Annotated in this window: 20 protein-coding genes; 17 read left to right on the top strand and 3 right to left on the bottom strand. The window is 27.6% G+C overall.

Annotated features, from left to right (window positions below):
* Positions 1-17 precede the first annotated feature (17 nt).
* From BQ2505_RS03270 to BQ2505_RS03235, 8 genes are all read left to right on the top strand, one after another.
* Entirely contained in the window at positions 18-1298 is a 1281-nt protein-coding gene (locus BQ2505_RS03270; RefSeq protein ID WP_074016366.1) for a hemolysin family protein, read from the top strand.
* A gap of 3 nt (positions 1299-1301) precedes the next feature.
* A complete protein-coding gene (locus BQ2505_RS03265) occupies positions 1302-1976 on the top strand; it encodes a DUF502 domain-containing protein (RefSeq protein WP_074016365.1) in 675 nt (224 codons plus the stop codon).
* A gap of 29 nt (positions 1977-2005) precedes the next feature.
* The gene (locus BQ2505_RS03260) at positions 2006-2803 is read left to right on the top strand and encodes a tetratricopeptide repeat protein (RefSeq protein WP_074016364.1); all 798 of its coding nucleotides are present in this window, start codon (positions 2006-2008) and stop codon (positions 2801-2803) included.
* Positions 2804-2857: 54 nt separating this feature from the next.
* Entirely contained in the window at positions 2858-3379 is a 522-nt protein-coding gene (locus BQ2505_RS03255; protein WP_074016363.1) for an adenine phosphoribosyltransferase, read from the top strand.
* Between the two features lie 25 nt (positions 3380-3404).
* Complete coding sequence (locus BQ2505_RS03250; RefSeq protein ID WP_074016362.1) at positions 3405-5579, top strand: RelA/SpoT family protein; 2175 nt, start codon at positions 3405-3407, stop codon at positions 5577-5579.
* A gap of 17 nt (positions 5580-5596) precedes the next feature.
* Complete coding sequence (gene tgt, locus BQ2505_RS03245) at positions 5597-6718, top strand: tRNA guanosine(34) transglycosylase Tgt (protein ID WP_074016361.1); 1122 nt, start codon at positions 5597-5599, stop codon at positions 6716-6718.
* Between the two features lie 34 nt (positions 6719-6752).
* Positions 6753-8084, top strand: a complete 1332-nt coding sequence (gene mgtE, locus BQ2505_RS03240) for a magnesium transporter (protein WP_074016360.1) — start codon at positions 6753-6755, stop codon at positions 8082-8084.
* Positions 8085-8197: 113 nt separating this feature from the next.
* A complete protein-coding gene (locus BQ2505_RS03235) occupies positions 8198-8788 on the top strand; it encodes a hypothetical protein (RefSeq protein ID WP_074016359.1) in 591 nt (196 codons plus the stop codon).
* Positions 8789-9037: 249 nt separating this feature from the next.
* Here BQ2505_RS03235 and BQ2505_RS03230 read toward each other — a convergent pair whose 3' ends face one another.
* Genes BQ2505_RS03230 through BQ2505_RS03220 form a run of 3 tightly spaced genes read right to left on the bottom strand, consistent with a single transcriptional unit; the run spans position 9038 to position 11058 of the window.
* Complete coding sequence (locus BQ2505_RS03230; RefSeq protein ID WP_074016358.1) at positions 9038-9937, bottom strand: DMT family transporter; 900 nt, start codon at positions 9935-9937, stop codon at positions 9038-9040.
* Positions 9938-9945: 8 nt separating this feature from the next.
* Positions 9946-10776, bottom strand: a complete 831-nt coding sequence (gene eutJ, locus BQ2505_RS03225) for an ethanolamine utilization protein EutJ (protein ID WP_074016357.1) — start codon at positions 10774-10776, stop codon at positions 9946-9948.
* Between the two features lie 12 nt (positions 10777-10788).
* The gene (locus tag BQ2505_RS03220) at positions 10789-11058 is read right to left on the bottom strand and encodes a GNAT family N-acetyltransferase (RefSeq protein WP_074016356.1); all 270 of its coding nucleotides are present in this window, start codon (positions 11056-11058) and stop codon (positions 10789-10791) included.
* A 307-nt stretch (positions 11059-11365) separates the two neighbouring features.
* Here BQ2505_RS03220 and BQ2505_RS03215 point away from each other — a divergent pair, with 307 nt between their 5' ends.
* The 9 genes from BQ2505_RS03215 to BQ2505_RS03175 are packed head-to-tail and all read left to right on the top strand — an operon-like array spanning position 11366 to position 20092.
* On the top strand, positions 11366-13702 hold the full coding sequence (locus BQ2505_RS03215; RefSeq protein ID WP_074016355.1) for an endonuclease MutS2: 2337 nt from the start codon (positions 11366-11368) through the stop codon (positions 13700-13702).
* Entirely contained in the window at positions 13678-14379 is a 702-nt protein-coding gene (ispD, locus tag BQ2505_RS03210) for a 2-C-methyl-D-erythritol 4-phosphate cytidylyltransferase (RefSeq protein ID WP_074016354.1), read from the top strand. The genes BQ2505_RS03215 and ispD overlap by 25 nt, the downstream gene beginning before the upstream one ends.
* A gap of 21 nt (positions 14380-14400) precedes the next feature.
* The gene (gene cysS / locus BQ2505_RS03205) at positions 14401-15816 is read left to right on the top strand and encodes a cysteine--tRNA ligase (protein WP_074016353.1); all 1416 of its coding nucleotides are present in this window, start codon (positions 14401-14403) and stop codon (positions 15814-15816) included.
* A complete protein-coding gene (locus tag BQ2505_RS03200) occupies positions 15804-16202 on the top strand; it encodes a Mini-ribonuclease 3 (protein ID WP_074016352.1) in 399 nt (132 codons plus the stop codon). Before cysS ends, BQ2505_RS03200 begins: the two co-directional genes overlap by 13 nt.
* Positions 16189-17217, top strand: coding sequence for a rod shape-determining protein (gene mreB, locus BQ2505_RS03195; RefSeq protein WP_074016351.1), 1029 nt, complete (start codon positions 16189-16191; stop codon positions 17215-17217). The genes BQ2505_RS03200 and mreB overlap by 14 nt, the downstream gene beginning before the upstream one ends.
* Positions 17217-18083 (top strand): ATPase, encoded by an 867-nt coding sequence (locus BQ2505_RS03190; RefSeq protein WP_074016350.1) that lies wholly within the window; start codon positions 17217-17219, stop codon positions 18081-18083. The genes mreB and BQ2505_RS03190 overlap by 1 nt, the downstream gene beginning before the upstream one ends.
* A 15-nt stretch (positions 18084-18098) precedes the next feature.
* Complete coding sequence (locus BQ2505_RS03185) at positions 18099-18362, top strand: Smr/MutS family protein (protein ID WP_074016349.1); 264 nt, start codon at positions 18099-18101, stop codon at positions 18360-18362.
* 9 nt (positions 18363-18371) lie between these two features.
* Positions 18372-19367, top strand: coding sequence for a 3-deoxy-7-phosphoheptulonate synthase (gene aroF, locus BQ2505_RS03180; protein ID WP_074016348.1), 996 nt, complete (start codon positions 18372-18374; stop codon positions 19365-19367).
* A complete protein-coding gene (locus tag BQ2505_RS03175) occupies positions 19367-20092 on the top strand; it encodes a purine nucleoside phosphorylase YfiH/LACC1 family protein (RefSeq protein WP_074016347.1) in 726 nt (241 codons plus the stop codon). The genes aroF and BQ2505_RS03175 overlap by 1 nt, the downstream gene beginning before the upstream one ends.
* The last annotated feature ends 231 nt before the right edge of the window (positions 20093-20323 follow it).

Genomic DNA, 20323 nt, shown 5'->3' with positions numbered 1-20323 from the left:
GGAAGGTGTATGACTAATTGGACACGTATCTTAATGTGTTGATATTGGTAATTTTAATTTTATTATCTGGATTTTTTTCGGCAGCAGAAGCTGCTTTATCGGCTTATAGATCTAACTATTTAGAAAAGTTAGACGAAGAAAAACATCCTAAAACTTATGCTGTGTTAAAAAGATGGTTAAAAGAACCGAATAATATGCTAACAGGAATAGTTATAGGAAATAATATAGTAAATATCTTAGCTTCATCTATAGCAACTATAGTTATAGTGAATCATTTTGGAAAAGGTGGTTCAGCAGTAGCATTAGCAACAGCTATAATGACTATATTAATTTTGATTTTTGGAGAAATAACTCCCAAGCTTATGGCAAGAAATAATAGTGCTAAAATAGCAGAGTCTGTGTCAGTTATAATTTATGTATTATCAATTCTATTAACTCCGGCTGTGTATATTTTAATATTTATATCAAGACTTGTTGGAAGAATATTAGGTATTAATATGACTAGTCCTGAACTTATGATAACAGAGGAAGATATAATTTCTTATGTGAATGTTGGAAATGCTGAAGGAATTATTGAAGAAGATGAAAAAGAGATGATTCATTCAATAGTAACTTTAGGAGAAACGAATGCTAAAGAAGTTATGACTCCGAGAACTTCGATGCTTGCATTTGAAGGTACTAAGACAATAAATGAAGTATGGGATGAGATACTTGAGAATGGTTTTTCAAGAATACCGGTTTATAATGAGACTATAGATGATATAATTGGAATCCTTTATGTCAAAGATTTAATGGAGCATATAAAAAATGGAGATTTGAATTTACCTATTAGTGAGTTTGTGAGAAGCCCATACTATGTCCCAGAAACTAAATCTATAATAGAAATTTTGAAGGAATTTAGAACTTTAAAAGTTCATATTGCTATGGTATTAGATGAATATGGTGGAGTAGTTGGTCTAGTAACTATTGAAGATTTAATTGAAGAAATTGTCGGTGAAATTAGAGATGAATATGATGATGAGGAAGATAGTTTCTATACAAAATTGTCTGACAATGAGTACGAAGTAGATGCAATGACAGATATAGAAACAATCAATAAAGACTTAGAGCTTGAACTTCCAATATCGGAAGATTATGAAAGCCTAGGTGGTTTAATAGTAACTAATTTAGGACGTATTTGTAATGTTGATGATGAGGTACAAATAGATAATGTGTATTTAAAAGTTCTAGAAGTAGATAAAATGAGAGTTTCAAAAGTGTTTATCAGAATTTTGGAAAAAGAGCCAGAAGGAGAATAATAGATGAAAAAAAATTTTTATACTGGACTTTTTATGATTCTACCAGCAGTTATAACTTTTTATATATTCAATTGGATGTTTAATATTGCTTTTAGAATAATAAATAATACAATAATTATAAAAATTTTAAAGAAAACAGTATTTTTTGCACTAGGAGAAGAGGCTAATAAATTTATTATACAATTTTTTATATATGTTGTAGCAATAGTTATTATGATTTTCTTAATAACTCTTTTAGGATATATGGCAAAGTTAGTCTTTTTTACAAAGTTTGTAAAAAAAGCTACAGAGATAGTAGAAAGAATACCGATTATAAAAACTGTGTATTCTACAACAAAACAAATTATAGGAGTTGTTTATTCTAATAATGGAGAAACAGTATATAAAAAAGTTGTTGCTATAGAATACCCACAAAAAGGAATGTATGCAATAGGTTTCATAACTGCTGATAAAAATACGGCACTAAAGGGCTTTTTACCAGATAAAGAAATAGCTAATGTATTTGTACCAACTTCTCCAAATCCAACTTCTGGATTTTTATTGTGTGTTCCTAAAGAAGATATACACTATTTAAATATGTCTGTTGAATGGGCTTTTAAATTAGTTGTTTCTGGTGGGTATATAACAGAGGAGATATTGAAAGAAAAAGAAGAAAAGAATCCAACAAAGCAAGACTAAAATAAAATATAGAGGATAGTGATGGTACTATGAAAAAAATTTTAATTTTTACAGTGGCAGTACAAGTTTTATTCTCAGGTTGTTATTTTCTTGATAGTAAAAAAGAAAGTAACTATAATTTTATTAAAGGGCTAAATGAATACCAGAAAAATAATAAGGTATTAGCTTTAGAAGAATATACAAAGGCATATAATTCTAACAAGAAAAATATAGCTATATTGAATGAAATAGCATTTTTGTATGCTGATTTAGGTAATTATGAAGAATCAGAAAAGTTTTATAAAAAAGTTTTAAAAATAAAACCAAATAATGAGCTAGCTTTAAAAAATTTATTACAGTTATTATATGCTCAAAATAAAAAAATAGAAATGGGAAGTTATATTCCTATGATTATTGATAGAAATAGTTTTCTATATAATCTAAATAATTTTAGATTATCTCTTTTAGAAAATAAAGAAAGTGAAATAGAAAAATACTTACTAAAGATAAATTCAGATGATAATTTTTTAGAAGATTATAATGAAAGTTTTTATATGGATTTATTAAAAGTTAATACTTTACAAGAAAACGTAAAAATTTATTCAAAAGATATTTTAGAAAAGGCTTATAAAAAATATTCCAGTCAGTATAAAAATATTACTAAAATATATGCTAAATTTTTAATGGAAATAAAAGAATATGAAAAAGCTGAAGATATTTTGATGAAATTTCTTGTTAATGATGATAGAGATTTAGAGATATATTCACTTTTAGATATTTTATATAAAAAAGAAGACAGTAGACAAAAATTAGAAAATTTAAGAAAAATTTTAAAAAATAAGATATAGAAATTTAAAAAATTATATACAATATTTTTAATAAATTAAAGAATAGGAGAAAAAATGAATTTAAAAAATTACGTAGCAACAATTGAAAATTATCCAAAAGAAGGGATTATATTTAGAGATATAACACCTCTTATGAATGATGGAGAGGCTTATAAATATGCAACAGAACAAATAGTGGAATTTGCCAAAGAAAATAATATAGATATAGTTGTAGGTCCAGAAGCAAGAGGATTTATATTTGGATGTCCTGTATCTTATGCTTTAGGAGTTGGTTTTGTTCCTGTAAGAAAACCAGGGAAATTACCTCGTGAAGTAATTGAATACAGCTATGATTTAGAATATGGTTCAAACAAACTATGTTTACATAAAGATTCAATAAAACCAGGACAAAGAGTCTTAATTGTAGATGACTTACTTGCAACTGGAGGAACAGTTGAAGCTACAATAAAATTAGTAGAAGAATTAGGAGGGATAGTTGCAGGGCTAGCTTTTTTAATAGAACTTGTTGACTTAAAAGGTGTAGAAAAATTGAAAAAAATAGGAGATTATCCTGTACTTACATTGATGAAATACTAATAGATTTTAGAGAGAAGGTTGTATTATGAACTATTGGGAGAAACTGTTAGAAAGAGCTAAAAAAAACCATTTAGAGTTGGACTTTGACAAAATAAAATTGGCCCTAGTATTTGCAGAGGAGAGCCATGTAGGACAATATAGAAAGTCAGGAGATGACTATATCATACATCCTGTTGAAGTAGCAGAGATATTAATGGATATGAAAATGGATACAGATACCATAGTAGCTGGTTTACTTCATGATGTCGTAGAAGATACATTAATTCCAATAGCAGATATAAAATATAATTTTGGAGATACAGTAGCTCTTTTAGTTGATGGAGTTACAAAACTTCAAACATTACCTAATGGAACAAAAAATCAAGCAGAAAATATAAGAAAAATGATTTTAGCCATGGCTGAAAATATAAGAGTAATACTTATAAAATTAGCTGATAGATTACATAATATGAGAACTTTAAAATTTATGAAGCCGGAGAAGCAAATAAGTATATCTAAAGAAACTTTAGATATTTATGCTCCTTTAGCTCATAGACTTGGAATGGCTAAAATAAAGTCAGAGTTAGAAGATAGAGCTTTTTCTTTTTTGCATCATGATGAATTTTTAGAAATAAAAAAACTTGTAGATAATACAAAAGAAGAAAGAAAAGATTATATAGATAATTTTATTAGGACAATGACAAGACTTCTTGTAGATTCTGGAATAAAATCTGAAGTAAAAGGAAGATTTAAACATTTTTATAGTATATATAAAAAAATGTATCAAAAAGGAAAAGAATTTGATGATATATACGATTTAATGGGTGTTAGAGTAATTGTAGGGGATAAAGAAGAATGTTATCATGTTTTAGGTTTAGTGCATAGTAAATATCTTCCAGTTCCAGGAAGATTTAAAGATTATATAGCAGTTCCTAAATCCAATAATTATCAATCTATTCATACAACAATAGTGGGACCTTTGGGAAAATTTATTGAAATTCAAATTAGAACAAAAGATATGGATGACATAGCTGAAGAAGGAATTGCTGCTCACTGGAATTATAAAGAAAATAAGAAGAGCAGTAAAGATGATAATATTTATGGTTGGTTAAGACATATAATAGAATTTCAAAATGAATCAGATTCTACTGAGGATTTTATAGATGGAGTTACTGGAGATATAGATAAGGGGACAGTTTTTACTTTTTCACCTAAAGGTGACATATTAGAATTACCTGTTGGGTCAACAGCCCTAGATTTTGCTTTTGCAGTTCATACACAAGTTGGGTGTAAATGTGTGGGAGCAAAAGTAAATGGAAGAATGGTAACAATTGATCATAAACTAAAGAATGGAGATAAAGTAGAAATTATAACCTCTAAGAATTCTAAAGGACCTAGTATAGATTGGTTAGATATCGTTGTTACTCATGGTGCTAAAGGAAAAATCAGAAAATTTTTAAAAGATGAAAATAAAGAGCTTGTTGTGAAGTTGGGACGAGACAATCTTGAAAAAGAAGCCGTTAAATTAGGTATGTCTTTGAAAGAACTAGAAGTTGATCCGACCGTAAAAAAACACATGGAGAAAAATAATATTCCTAATTTAGAAGAATTTTATTTTCATATAGGAGAAAAGAGAAGTAGACTTGATATTTTGATTGGTAAAGTCAAAGCAAAACTCGAAAGAGAGAGAGTGGCTTCTAGTTTGACATTAGAAGAAGTCTTGAAAAAAAATGAAGAAAAGAAAAAAGACGGAAAGAATGATTTTGGAATAGTTATTGATGGAATAAATAACACACTTATTAGATTTGCTAAATGTTGTACACCACTTCCAGGAGATGAGATAGGTGGGTTTGTTACAAAATTAACTGGAATAACAGTTCATAGACATAACTGTAGTAATTTTAAAGCTATGGTTGAAAAGGATCCTAGCAGAGAGATTTCTGTAAAATGGGATGATAATTTACTTGAAACTAAAGCAAATAGATATAATTTTAGTTTTAATATTGTAGCAAGAGATAGACAAAGTTTACTTATGGATATAATAAACTTAATAGCAAATCATAAAATTAATGTTACTTCATTAAATTCATCAGAAATGAAAAATAATGGAGAAAAATTAGTAAAAGTTAGAATATCAATAGAAATAAAAAGTAGAACAGAGTATGATTATTTATTGAATAATATATTGAAAATAAAAGATGTAATCTCTGTTGAAAGATAAATATTTATAGGAGAAGTATGAAGTTACCTGTTACATATGAATTAGAAAAAAAAGATGGAAAGGCTAGAGCTGGAAAGGTTAAGACTCCACACGGAGAGATAGAAACACCAGTGTTTATGCCAGTTGGAACACAAGCAAGTGTAAAAACTATGTCAAGAGAAGAATTAATAGATATTGGAAGTGAAATAATTCTAGGAAACACTTATCACTTATACTTGAGACCTAGTGATGATTTAATTGCAAGACTTGGAGGCTTACATAAATTTATGAATTGGGAAAAACCAATTTTAACAGATAGTGGAGGATTTCAAGTATTTAGTTTAGGTTCTCTAAGAAAAATAAAAGAAGAAGGAGTATATTTTAGCTCACATATAGATGGCTCTAAACATTTTATATCTCCTGAAAAATCGATACAAATACAAAATAATTTAGGCTCTGATATAGTGATGCTTTTTGATGAGTGTCCTCCAGGGCTTTCAACAAGAGAATATATAATTCCTTCAATAGAAAGAACTACAAGATGGGCAAAAAGATGTGTCGAAGCTCATCAAAAGAAAGATAGTCAAGGGCTATTTGCAATAGTTCAAGGTGGAATTTATGAAGATTTAAGGCAAAAAAGTCTAGATGAACTTAGTGAAATGGACGAACATTTTTCTGGCTATGCAATAGGTGGACTTGCTGTTGGTGAGCCAAGAGAAGATATGTATAGAATACTTGATTATATTGTAGAAAAATGTCCAGAAGATAAACCAAGATATTTAATGGGAGTTGGAGAACCTGTTGATATGCTAAATGCAGTTGAAAGTGGAATAGACATGATGGATTGTGTTCAACCAACAAGACTTGCAAGACATGGAACAGTATTTACTAAAGATGGAAGACTTGTTATAAAAAGTGAAAGATATAAAGAAGATACAAGGCCACTAGATGAAGAGTGTGATTGCTATGTTTGTAAAAACTATACAAGAGCCTATGTTAGACATTTAATAAAAGTTCAAGAGGTATTGGGACTTCGTTTAACTTCTTATCATAATTTACATTTCTTGATAAAACTTATGAAAGATGCAAGAAAAGCAATAAAAGATGGTAAATTTAAAGAATTTAAAGAAGAATTTATAACAAGGTATGAAAAAAAGTAATATGATTTAGAATTGGTAAAAGGAGGGGATAGATTTGGAAGAAATCGTTAAATTACTGGAAGAAAATAGATTGACAGAACTAAAAGAAATATTGATAGAGGAAAATCCTATAGATATAGCTGAAGTTTTTGAGGATTTTCCAAAAGAAAAGTATTTAATAATTTTTAAGCTTTTACCTAAAGATTTTTCTTCAGAAGTATTTTCATATTTATCTCCAGAGAAACAACAAGAAGTTATAGAAAATATAACAGATGAAGAGATTAAATTTATAGTAGAAGACATGTATCTTGATGATACGATTGATTTTATTGAAGAAATGCCAGCTAATATAGTTGATAAAATACTAAAAAATACTTCTCATGATAAGAGAAAATTAATAAATCAAATGTTAAAGTATCCAGAAAATTCAGCTGGAAGTGTAATGACAGTTGAGTATATTTCTTTTAAAGATAATTCAACAGTAAAAGAAGCTATTGATTACTACAGAAAAATTGCAATAGGTAAAGAAGAGACTGATATTTGTTTTGTAACAGATGATAAGAGAAAATTAGTTGGAATTATTTCATTGAAGACTTTAATTTTATCCAAAGATGATTCTCTGATAAAAGATGAAATGGAAACAAATATTATTAGTGTTATAACAAAAGATGACCAAGAAGAAATAGCAGCATTATTTAGAAAATATGATATTACAACTATGCCTGTTATAGATAATGAATATAGGTTAGTCGGAGTTATAACAGTTGATGATATTGTCGATGTAATAGACCAAGAAAATACAGAAGATTTACAAAAAATGGCTGGAATGAACCCATCTGATGAAGAATATTTAAAGGAAAGTGTTTTATCTCTTGCTAAGCATAGGATACTATGGCTTTTAGTTTTGATGATTTCAGCCACATTTACAGGGTTTGTTATAAAAAAATATGAGGATATATTACAATCGGCTGTTTATCTTGCAGTTTTTATACCTATGCTTATGGATACAGGGGGGAATGCTGGATCTCAATCGGCAACACTTGTTATAAGAGGAATTGCATTAGGAGAGATAGAATTTGCAGATATATTTAAAGTTATTTGGAAAGAATTAAGGGTAAGTGTGATTGTAGGATTAATTTTATCCTTAGTTAATTTTGTTAGGATATATTACTTTACAACAGCTAATATTGAAACAGCTCTTGTTGTTGGAATAAGTTTGTTTGTAACGGTTGTAATGGCAAAAGTTATAGGAGGAGTGTTACCTTTAATAGCGAAGTCTTTAAAAATAGACCCAGCTATAATGGCAAGCCCATTGATAACTACTATAGTTGATACTGCTGCTCTTCTAGTATATTTTAAATTGTCAGTAATATTTTTAAATATATAACTAAAAATAAAGCCTATTGACAGACAGTCGTATGAGTTTATGAGCTCAATGAATATAGGCTCTAGTTAAATTTATAATTTAATATATATTAAAATTTAGAAAGGTAAAAAGAAATGAAAAAAAATTTAGAAGTTTTAAAAAAAATCTATGACCTACGTTATAGATCAGGAAAAGTACACATTTTTTATAGTATTAATAAGTTAATTAATAAATTTGGAGATACTATAAAATTAGAAAGGGTTTATATAAGTAAAGAATACTTATCTTATTTATCCGAAAAACTTTTTCACGACAAAGAAAGAATAAATAGCTTTTTTGGGGGGAATAATTCTTTTGTTAGACTTAGTTTATTAAATGAGTTTATGCAAGATTACAGAAAAGATATTGTTGATGAAGTAAAAAAAGATTTCTTAGAATTAAAACAATATAATTCTTCTGTTTTTAAATCAGTAAAGGAGAGAATAAATTCTCTTGTTGAAAATGAAAATGAAGAAATGACAGCAGAAGATATTGAATTGATTAAAGGTTATTTAAATAACTGGAAGAAATTACAAGAAAGAATAAAGTTTTTAATTCCAGAAGAGTTTTATAATCAAAAAAATAATTATCTTTACACAGCTTTGTTATCTTATGTAAAATTTTTTGATAAATTAAATCCTGTGTATAATGAAGCTATTTTATATTTTAATGAAATCCAAAAATAGAATTAAAGAATAATTGAAATAAAAAATAATCCCTGATGTCTGTATTTATTTGAAGAGCTTGTGTTTATTGAGCTCATAAAACTCATACGACTATCAGGGATTTTACTAATTTATAAGGAAGTGTAAAACTAAATAGAAAAAATTAGTCTCCGACGTCCGTATTAGTTCGAAGAGCCTATGTTTATTGAGCTCGTAGAACTCATACGGCTGTCAAGAGACTTTATTTATATTAAGTAAAGTTTAATATTTCTAATTTAATCTACTAATTCTTATAATTGAAACTATCATTAAACCAGCACTAAACAATTGGACTGGACTTAAAATATTTCCATTTATTAAATAATCAAAAATAACACTTGATATCGGGAAACATAATTCACACATAGTAGCAACTTTTGCAGTAATATATCTAAGCCCAAAATAGTAAAGTAAAATGGCACCACTTCCAGTTGTTAGTGCTATTATTACAAATATCAACCAATTCGTAGGACTTGCATTAAAGAAATCTCCAAATCCAGAAGTAAAACTAGTTATGACAAGCATTATACAACTTGTTAATAGATATCTTAAATATAAAGCTGTCCTAAAAGAAGCTGATTTTAATATTCTTTTTCCAAAAACCGTAGCACTTCCAAAAGAAAATGCAGCAAGTATTGAATATAGAGAGGCAGCTAACAAATTATCTCCTGAGTAAAATTCTGGAAGATGAAATTCGAAAGTAAGCAAGTATCCTCCTAAAAGAGCCAAAAATCCCCAGAAAAGATATTCTCTTTTTATTTTTTCTTTTAATATAATTCTTGCCAAAATTATAGCAAAAATTGGTTGTAATTTTTGTAATAATGTTACAACTGTTAAGTGTTTGAAATTCACTAAAAATAAAGCCTTTACTATGGATAGAGTTCCTAAGCTTCCACCGAATAATGCTACACAAAAGAAATAAAATAAATCACTACTATCTAATTTTTTAATATTTTTTATTTCTTCTTTTCCAAAAATAAAAGACATTACTATAAATGGTAGTAAATGTAATACAAACACAACAAAGGGTACATTTAAGTTGAATAATCTTGGAGTTAAAGCTATTCCATCGAATCCCCACATGGTTGCAGCAAAGCAAACTAATAATGCTCCTTTAATTTCTTTATTCATTTTTTCTCCTAATTTTTTTCTTTTAAACCTGTTAATGCTATTCCTAATGGAGTTATATATAATGGCATATATGGTTTATATATATTAAGTCCTAATTCTTTTTCAAATATTTTTTCACTTCCATCAAAACTACAAGCACCACCAACTAAATATACATCTTTAACATTATATCCAGATATATATTTTTTTACTATTGATGCCATTTTTTGTAATACAGGAGTTATTTGAATAAACACTTCTCTTTCTCTTTTTTTATCTAACTTTATATCTTCAGCTTCCTCAAAATCTATTCCGTAACTTCCAGATAAAACAAGAGTCATATGAGTTCCACCAGTGGCTTCATCAGCAACAAAAACTACTTCTCCATTTTCCAATATGCTTATTCCGGTTGTTCCTCCACCTAAATCTACAACAACTCCATCTTTTATTCCTAGAACATATGAAGCAGCAGTTGGTTCGTCCACTACTTTGACAACCTGTATCCCAGCTGATTCAACTACATTAACTATGGCTTTAACACTTCCTGGTTCTACACCAGGGGGAATAGCTGTATATCCTTCTGTGATTTCTATACCAAGTTTTTCTTCAAGATCATTTTTTAATTTTCTAACAATATTTATAGCTCCAATAAAATCTACAACTATTCCATCTTTTACCACTCTAGATCTTTGAGTTGCACCGGCTACAGGGTTTCCATTCTTGTCTACAATAGTTATAACGATATTAGCTGTTCCCAAATCTACTCCTACATAAAACTCACTTTTATCAAAATCTAAAATAGGACTTGTTATAGTATCTTCAAATTTTTTTATATAATCATTAACTTTATCTAAATTCATATTTCCTCTTTCTTACACTTTTATATCATCGTATTGACCTGATTCAAATTTTTTCACAACATAACTACATACAGGTTTTACTTTATAGTTATTCCCTCTTGCAAAAGCTACAGCTTCTTCTAAAAGTTTTCCGGCTATTCCTTGCCCTTTAAGTTTATCAGAAACAACTGTATGATCAAAAATTAAAATGTTTCCATTTCTTTTATATTCAAGTCTTGCTAAAATTTCTTTATCTTCTCCGTAAATATAAAATCCATGTCCTTCATAATGAATAATTTCCATATTTATCACTCCTATCATTTTCTTTATATTGTTTTATAAATATGAGTATAGTATAACATAATAAATGAAAAAACTAACAAATAATATTTTTTAATTCTACAGTTAAGTATAAAATCAAATAATGAAATTTAGTCTCTTGACAGCCGTATGAGTTCTACGAGCTCAATGAACACAGGCTCTTCGAACTAATACGGACGTCAGAGACTTTTTTATTCTTTAGGAAAGTGTAAATTTAAAAATTAATTGTACTTTATTATATTTCTATTGTAAAATATAATTATTATTTTTAAAAATTTTAGGAGAGAATATGAACAAACATACTTTTAATATTTTGGAGTTTGATAAATTAAAAGAAAATATATTAAATAATGTAGTAATTGAAGAAAATAGAGAAGTTATAGAGAATTTAAAACCTTATAAAGATTTATCTATTTTAAATAATGAGTTAAAGATCGTTAAAGATTTTATGGATCTTTTAGTTTTTGATGGTGGATTTGAAGCTGTTGGTTTAAAAAATATTTCAAATCTTATGGAAAAAATAAAACTTATTGGAACATATTTAGATCCCGAAGAACTATGGGATATTAATTTTAACTTAAAGACTTTAAGAGTTTTTAAAAATAGAATTGATGAATTAGGAAAATATAAATCATTGAGAGATGCTATCGGAAATATCCCAAATTTAAGAGTTGTTGAGGATACTATAAATAAAGCTATAAATATTGAAAAAGAAATCAAAGATGATGCTTCTTTAGACTTAAGAGATATAAGATTACATAAAAAAACTTTAAATATGAATATAAAAAGAAAATTTGAGGAACTTTTTGATGAACCAAGTTTAGCTAATGCTTTTCAAGAGAGAATAATAACTGAAAGAGATGGTAGAATGGTTACACCTGTAAAATATGACTTTAAAGGTCTTATTAAAGGAATTGAACATGATAGATCTGCCAGTGGACAAACAGTCTTTATAGAACCTCTTTCTATTGTTTCTCTTAATAATAAAATGAGAGAGTTAGAAACTAAAGAAAAAGAAGAGATCAGAAAAATTTTATTAAGAATAGCTGAAGTATTGAGAAATCATAAGGACGATATTTTAGTTGTTGGTGAAAAAATTATGTATCTTGATATATTAAATGCAAAGTCTATTTTTTCAATAGATAATAAATGTGACATTCCTAATGTTAGTAACAGAGAAATTTTATATTTGGAAAAAGCAAGACATCCATTTATAAGTAAAGATAAAGTTGTTCCTTTAACTTTTGAAATAGGAAAAGATTATGATATTTTACTTATAACAGGTCCAAATACAGGGGGGAAAACAGTTGCTTTAAAAACAGCTGGTCTTCTTACATTAATGGCATTGTCAGGAATTCCAATCCCTGCATCTGAAAATTCAAAAATTGGTTTTTTTGAAGGGGTATTTGCTGATATTGGAGATGAACAAAGTATTGAGCAATCTTTATCGTCATTTTCAGCACATTTAAAAAATGTTAAAGAGATTTTGGAAAATGTAACTAAAAATTCTTTAGTTTTACTTGATGAGTTAGGGTCAGGAACAGATCCTATTGAAGGTGCTGCATTTGCTATGTCAGTAATAGATTTTTTAAATGAAAAAAAATGTAAGTCCTTTATTACAACACATTATAGTCAAGTAAAAGCTTATGGTTATAATGAGGAAGGAATAGAGACAGCTTCTATGGAATTTAACACAGATACACTATCTCCAACATATAGATTACTTATAGGAATTCCTGGAGAAAGTAATGCATTAACAATTGCTCAAAGAATGGGATTACCTGAAGTTATTCTTTCAAAAGCTAGAACTTATATAAGTGAAGATAACAAAAAAGTTGAAAAGATGATAGAAAATATCAAAAATAAATCTCAAGAGCTTGATGAAATGAGAGAAAAATTTGCAAGATTGCAAGAAGAAGCTGAAAGAGATAGAGAAAGAGCTAAGCAAGAAATTTTAACTATTGAAAAACAAAAAAATGAAATTATAAAAGCTGCTTATGAAGAGGCAGAAAAAATGATGAATGAAATGAGATCTAAAGCTTCTGCTTTAGTTGAAAAAATTCAACATGAAGAAAAGAATAAAGAAGATGCTAAAAAAATTCAGAAAAATTTAAATATGCTTTCTTCTGCCTTAAGAGAAGAAAAAAATAAAACCGTTGAAGCAGTTAAAAAAATTAAAACAAAAGTTAATTTTAAACCCGGAGATAGAGTTTTTGTAAGTAGTATAAATCAGTTTGCAAATATTTTAAAAATTAATGATTCAAAAGAAACTGCTAATGTTCAAGCTGGTATCTTAAAATTGGAAGTTCCTTTTAATGAGATTAAAGTTGTAGAAGAAAAGAAAGAAAAAGTTTACAATGTAAATACACATAAAAAGACGGCAGTTAGAAGTGAAATTGATTTAAGAGGTAAAATGGTAGATGAAGGTATATATGAGCTTGAAACATATTTGGATAGAGCAACTTTAAATGGCTACACTGAAGTTTATGTTATACATGGAAAGGGAACAGGAGCTTTAAGAGAAGGAATATTAAAATATTTAAAAACATCAAAATATGTTAAAGAATATAGAATTGGAGGACATGGAGAGGGAGGACTTGGATGTACGGTAGTAACTCTGAAGTAAAAGGAAAAGTAACTTTTATTTTATTGGCAGCAGGTCAAGGAAAAAGAATGAATATCTCTACTCCAAAACAATTTTTAGAATATAAGGGGGAGCCATTATTTTATTCTTCTCTAAAAGTTGCCTTTGAAAATAAAAATATTGATGAAATTTTTATCGTAACTAATGAAGAAAACTTAAATTATATGGTAAAATATTGTAAAGACAAAAATCTCTTATCTAAAGTCAAATATATAGTTGAAGGTGGTAGTGAACGACAGTATTCAGTTTTTAATGCTTTAGAAAAAATTGAGGATACAGATTTTGTGATAATTCAAGACGCAGCAAGACCTTTTTTAAAAAACAAATATATAGATGATAGTCTAAAAGAATTAGTTGAAAATAAAGAATATGATGGAATTGTTGTTGGAGTGAAGTGTAAAGATACAATCAAAATAATAAACGATGACAATACTATAAAAGAAACTTTGGATAGAAATTTTTTGATATTGACGCATACGCCTCAAACGTTTAGATTTGAAAAATTAAGAAATGCTCATAAAAAGGCAAAAGATAATAATGAGTTAGCTACTGATGATGCAAGTTTAATTGAAAAAAATTCGGGGAAAATAAAGTTTTTACATGGAGATTTTGATAATATAAAAATAACGGTTAAAGAAGATTTAAAATTTTTAGAGTAAAAATTCGGAGGAGAAAGAAAAATGATAAAAATTTACAACACATTGACAGGACACTTAGATGAGTTCAAACCTATAAAAGAAAAAGAGGTTTCAATGTATGTTTGTGGACCAACAGTATATAATTATATACATATAGGGAATACAAGACCAGCAGTGTTTTTTGATACAGTAAGAAGATATCTTGAATATAGAGGATATAAAGTAAATTATGTTCAAAATTTTACAGATGTCGATGATAAAATGATAAATAAAGCTAATGCTGAAAATGTTACTGTAAAGGAAATTGCAGATAGATATATTAAGGCTTATTTTGAGGACACTGCCAATATAAATTTAAAAGAAGAAGGAATGACAAGACCTAAAGCCACTGATAATATTGATGGAATGATAGATATAATAGAATCTCTAATAGAAAAAGGATATGCTTATGAGTCAAATGGAGATGTCTATTTTGAAGTAAAAAAATATAAAGATGGTTATGGAGAATTATCAAAACAAAATATAGAAGACCTTGAAAGTGGAGCCAGAATTAATGTTAATGAAATAAAAAAAGATGCTCTTGACTTTGCTCTTTGGAAAAGTTCAAAACCTAATGAACCTAGTTGGGATTCGCCATGGGGAAAAGGAAGACCGGGTTGGCATATAGAATGTTCAGCTATGTCAAGAAAATATTTAGGAGAAAGTTTTGATATTCATGGAGGAGGTCTAGATTTAATATTCCCTCATCATGAAAATGAAATGGCTCAATCAAAATGTGGTTGTGGAGGAACATTTGCAAGATATTGGATGCATAATGGATACATTAATATCAATGGTGAAAAAATGTCTAAGTCTGGCTCTTTTGTATTACTTAGAGATATATTAAAAAGTTTTGAAGGGAGAGTTATTAGATTATTTATTTTAGGTTCTCATTATAGAAAACCTATGGAATTTTCTGATTATGAGCTAAATCAAGCTAAATCTTCACTTGAAAGAATAGAAAATACTTTAAAAAGAATTAAAGACATAGATAGCGAAGCAAGAGGAGAAAATAATTGTGAAGAATTATTAATCACAAAGAATGAGATAGAACAAAAATTTATCGAAGCTATGGACGATGATTTTAATACTGCTCAAGCTTTAGGTTATGTATTTGAACTTATCAAAGCTGTAAATAAAGCACTAGACGATGGAGAAGTTTCAAAAAAAGGCTTAGAAATATTGAATGAAGTTTTTGATTATTTAAATATTGTAATTCAAGAAGTTTTAGGAGTTAAATTAAAATTAGAAGCTGAAGTAAATAACATTTCAGCTGAACTTATAGAATTTATCTTAGAATTAAGAAAAAATGCTAGAGATGAAAAAAATTGGGCTTTATCTGATAAAATAAGAGATAGATTACTTGATATGGGGATTAAAATCAAAGATGGAAAGGACAAAACTACATGGTCAATGTAGAAAAAGATATTAGGGAATACAGTGGTCTTGAACTTGCCTATATTGGAGATGCTGTATGGGAAATTAAAATGAGAGAACATTATTTATCTTTCGGTTACAGTATTTTTAAATTAAATAAGGAAGTTAAAGCAAAAGTAAATGCAAAATTTCAAAGTTTAGTTTATAATAAGATAATAGATAGTTTAGATGAAAAATTTCAAACGATTGGGAAGAGGGCAAAGAACAGTAATATAAAAACTTTTCCTAAAAGCTGTACGGTTATGGAGTATAAAGAAGCAACAGCTTTAGAAGCTATAATTGGAGCGATGTATTTATTGAAAAAAGAAGAAGATATTAATAAAATAATAAATTTAGTTATAAAGGGAGAAAGAAATGGGAATTTTTAATTTTAAGGCTAATAGAAGTATAGGTATTGACTTGGGAACAGCTAATACACTTGTGTACAGTAAAAAGCATAAAAGAATTGTTTTGAATGAACCATCTGTTGTTGCTGTTGAAAGAGAAACTAAAAAAGTTTTAGCTGTTGGAAATGAAGCAAAAGAAATGCTTGGTAAAACACCTGATACTATTGTTGCTGTCAAACCTTTAAGTGAAGGAGTTATTGCAGATTATGATATTACTGAAGCAATGATAAAGTATTTTATTAAAAAAATATTTGGAACTTATAATTTTTTTATGCCAGAAATTATGATTTGTGTTCCTATTGACGTTACTGGAGTTGAAAAAAGGGCTGTTCTTGAAGCAGCTATTTCAGCTGGAGCAAAAAGAGCATACCTAATAGAAGAAGCAAGAGCGGCTGCTCTGGGATCTGGTATGGATATATCTGTTCCGGAAGGAAATATGATTATAGATATCGGTGGAGGTTCTACAGATGTTGCAGTAATATCTTTAGGAGGAACAGTTGTAAGTAGAACAATAAGAGTTGCTGGTAATAATTTTGATGCTGATATTATTAAATATGTTAAAAAGACATATAATCTTTTGATAGGAGATAGAACAGCTGAAGAAATAAAAATTAAAATAGGAACAGCTTTACCATTAGAAGAAGAAGAAACTATGGAAATTAAAGGTAGAGACTTGATAATGGGGCTACCTAAAACTGTTACAATAAGTTCAGAAGAAGTTAGAGAGGCTATAAAAGACTCATTAAATGAAATTTTACAATGTGTCAAAACAGTTCTTGAAAAAACTCCTCCAGAACTTGCATCAGATATTGTTGATAAAGGTATGGTTATGACTGGTGGAGGATCATTGATAAGAAACTTCCCAGAAATGATAGCTAAACATACAAACTTAAAGGTACATTTAGCTGAAAATCCTTTAGAAAGTGTTGTTGTTGGAGCTGGTCTTGCTCTAGATCAACTTGGAGTTTTAAGGAAAATTGAAAAGGCTGAAAGATAATGTTAGATGAATTTCTAAAAAATGAACTAAGTTTTAATAGAGAGGCTGGAACTTATCTATTTTATGGAGAAGATTTAGAAAAAAATTATAGAATTGCTTTAGACTTTGCAGCAAATATTTTTTCAAAAAACTCAGATGATGAGAGAAAAAAAGAAATTTTTGAAAAAACGAATAAGGAATTATATAGTGATTTAGTGATTCTAGATACTATTAATATTGATAGTGTTAGAGAGCTTATAAAAAAGACTTATACTAGTTCCCATGAAGGTGGAGCCAAGGTTTTTATTTTAAAAAATATTCAAAACATTAGAAAAGAGAGTGCTAATGCTATGTTAAAAGTTATAGAAGAGCCATCAAAAGATAACTTTTTTATTCTTTTATCAAGTAAGTTAAATGTTCTCTCAACAATAAAATCTAGAGCAATTATCTATAAAGTAAAAAAAGATACAGCTGAAGAACTTGATGTAGATAAATATATTTATAATTTTTTCTTAGGTTTATCTTCAGATATTAAAGAATATAAAAAGAAAAATATTGATTTATCTACTGAGAAATCTTATAAAAGTATAGGTGGTATTTTAAAAGAATATCAGACAAATAAAAGCATTGAAATTAAAATTGATTTATATAAGTGCATGAGAAATTTTATTCAAGAATCATATGCTTTAAAAGAATATGAGAAGATAAAATTTGCAGAGGATATATTTTTAAATGTTAGTAAAGAGGATACTGCTTTAGTAATAAATTATCTTATTAATTTGGTTAAAAGAAATATGAATTTAAAACAAAAATTAGAATATAAAAAAATGTTAAGATTTCCAATTAATATGAAAATATTTTTTATTAATTTTGTATTATCTTTATAAACATAAGGGGAAAAAATGTATAATGAAATTGATTTGCATAATCTTGATTATAAAGTAGCATTAGCTTTATTTAAAAAAAAGTATAACGATGCTATTAAAAGAAAAGATAAAAGAGAAATTTTAATTATTCATGGTTATGGAGCTAATAAATTGGAACATAATCCTGTTTTAGCAACAAATATTAGATTATTTTTATCAAAAAATAAGGATAAATTGAGTTACAGGTTGGATATAAATCCAGGAGTAACTTATGTAACGCCTATATTTAGATTAGAATGAGAGGACTTAATGTATATAAAATTAAAAAATAAGAAACTATATTCAGATTTAGAAAAACTATTATTAGAAAACGATATAAAATTTTTTACAGTAGACGATATAAGAATTGCTTTACTTTATGTACCTAAGGCTTTTGATTTTAAAAAATTAGAGAAATTTGAAGATAATATAGAACTTATTAAAATAAAGTCAACTTTTAAATTTGCAAGTAGAGAATTTAAAGAAGATGATACGGTGATTAATGTTAAAAATCATCTTATAGGTGGAAATAACTTTATGCTGATGGCAGGACCTTGTTCCGTTGAAAATAAAGAAATGCTTTCGAATATAGCAAAAGAAGTAAAAAAAGGTGGAGCTATTGCACTTAGAGGTGGAGCATATAAGCCGAGAACTTCCCCTTATGATTTTCAAGGGCTTGGAGAAATTGGACTTAAATATTTGAGAGAAGTTGCAGATGAAAATGATATGTTAGTTGTTACTGAAGTTATGGATAGTGAGGACATAGATTTAGTTTTACAATATACTGATATTGTCCAAATTGGTGCAAGAAATATGCAAAATTTTAGTTTGTTAAAAAAATTAGGAAAAATTGATAAGCCAGTTCTTTTAAAAAGAGGTTTAAGTGCAACTATAAACGAATTTCTATTATCAGCAGAATATATTATTGCTCATGGAAATAGACAAGTTATTCTTTGTGAAAGAGGGATAAGAACTTTTGAAACTATGACAAGAAATACAGTTGATATAAATGGACTTGCTTTAGTTAGGGAATTATCACATTTACCTATTATTATAGATGCAAGTCATGGAACAGGGAAGAGAAGCTTAGTTGAGCCTGTAACTCTTGCAGGAATTGTAGCCGGGGCAAATGGTGCTATGGTAGAAGTTCATGAAAACCCTGAATGTGCTTTATCTGATGGGCCACAATCACTAAATTTTGAAATGTTTGAGAAATTGTCTAAAAATTTAAAAAAAGCATTAAAATTTAGAGGAGAATTAGAATAATGAATAATGTTGATAATAATATAATTGAACATGAAAATTATATTGAACTAGAAAATTTTAATAAATTTGGAATAAAAATTTATTTTACAAATAGAAAATATGGGAATATTTTAGATAAAAGTTTAGATGAGATAAAAAAAGATTTCAATATTAATAAGACTATAATTTCATCTCATCAAACTCATAGTGCAAATGTTGAATTAGTTAAGGATACAAATAATTTATATTTTGAGAATACAGATGGTTTCTTAACTTCTAATACTGATATAGCTTTTTTAACAAAATATGCAGATTGTTTACCCGTATTTATTTTTGATGAAGAAACTGATGTTTTTGGAGTTGTTCATTCAGGTTGGAAAGGAACATTTCAAGAAATTACTTTAGAGGCCATAAAAAAAATCAAAAATAAAAAAGATTTTTCTAAAATTCATATTCTTTTTGGAATAGGAATTTCTTGTGAAAAATATGATGTTGGTGAAGAATTTTTAGAGAAATTTAAACAAAAGTTTGATGGTGGTATAGTAGAAAAAGCTTTTTTAAAAAAAGATAATAAAATTTATTTCGATAATCAACTTTTCAACTATCATCTGTTTCTTTCGTATGGAATACCTAAAGAAAATATTTATTTGAATAGTAGATGTACTTTCTCAGAGAATTTTCATTCATATAGAAGAGATAAAGAAAAATCAGGTAGAAATGGTGCTATAATTTGGAAGGAGTTTTAAGGGTTATTTACCAAAGGGTTGTTGACAAAAAAGTTTAGACTATGACTTAGTATAATGGTTGTATACTAAATGGTGTTGATGGAAGAAAATTCTATTAATACCATTTTTTAATAAAAAAATTGAGACAATGAAATTTTGAGACTGTGAACTTTTTTCTGTAAATTTTATTCTTCTATGATTAGAATTACTTAATTAAGTTTTAACATATTAATATAATATTTTTAATATGTC

The organism is Fusobacterium massiliense, assembly GCF_900095705.1.
GTDB lineage: Bacteria > Fusobacteriota > Fusobacteriia > Fusobacteriales > Fusobacteriaceae > Fusobacterium > Fusobacterium massiliense.
The sequence above is the reverse complement of the archived record's forward strand: the minus strand, read 5'-3'. Positions and strand labels throughout refer to the sequence as shown.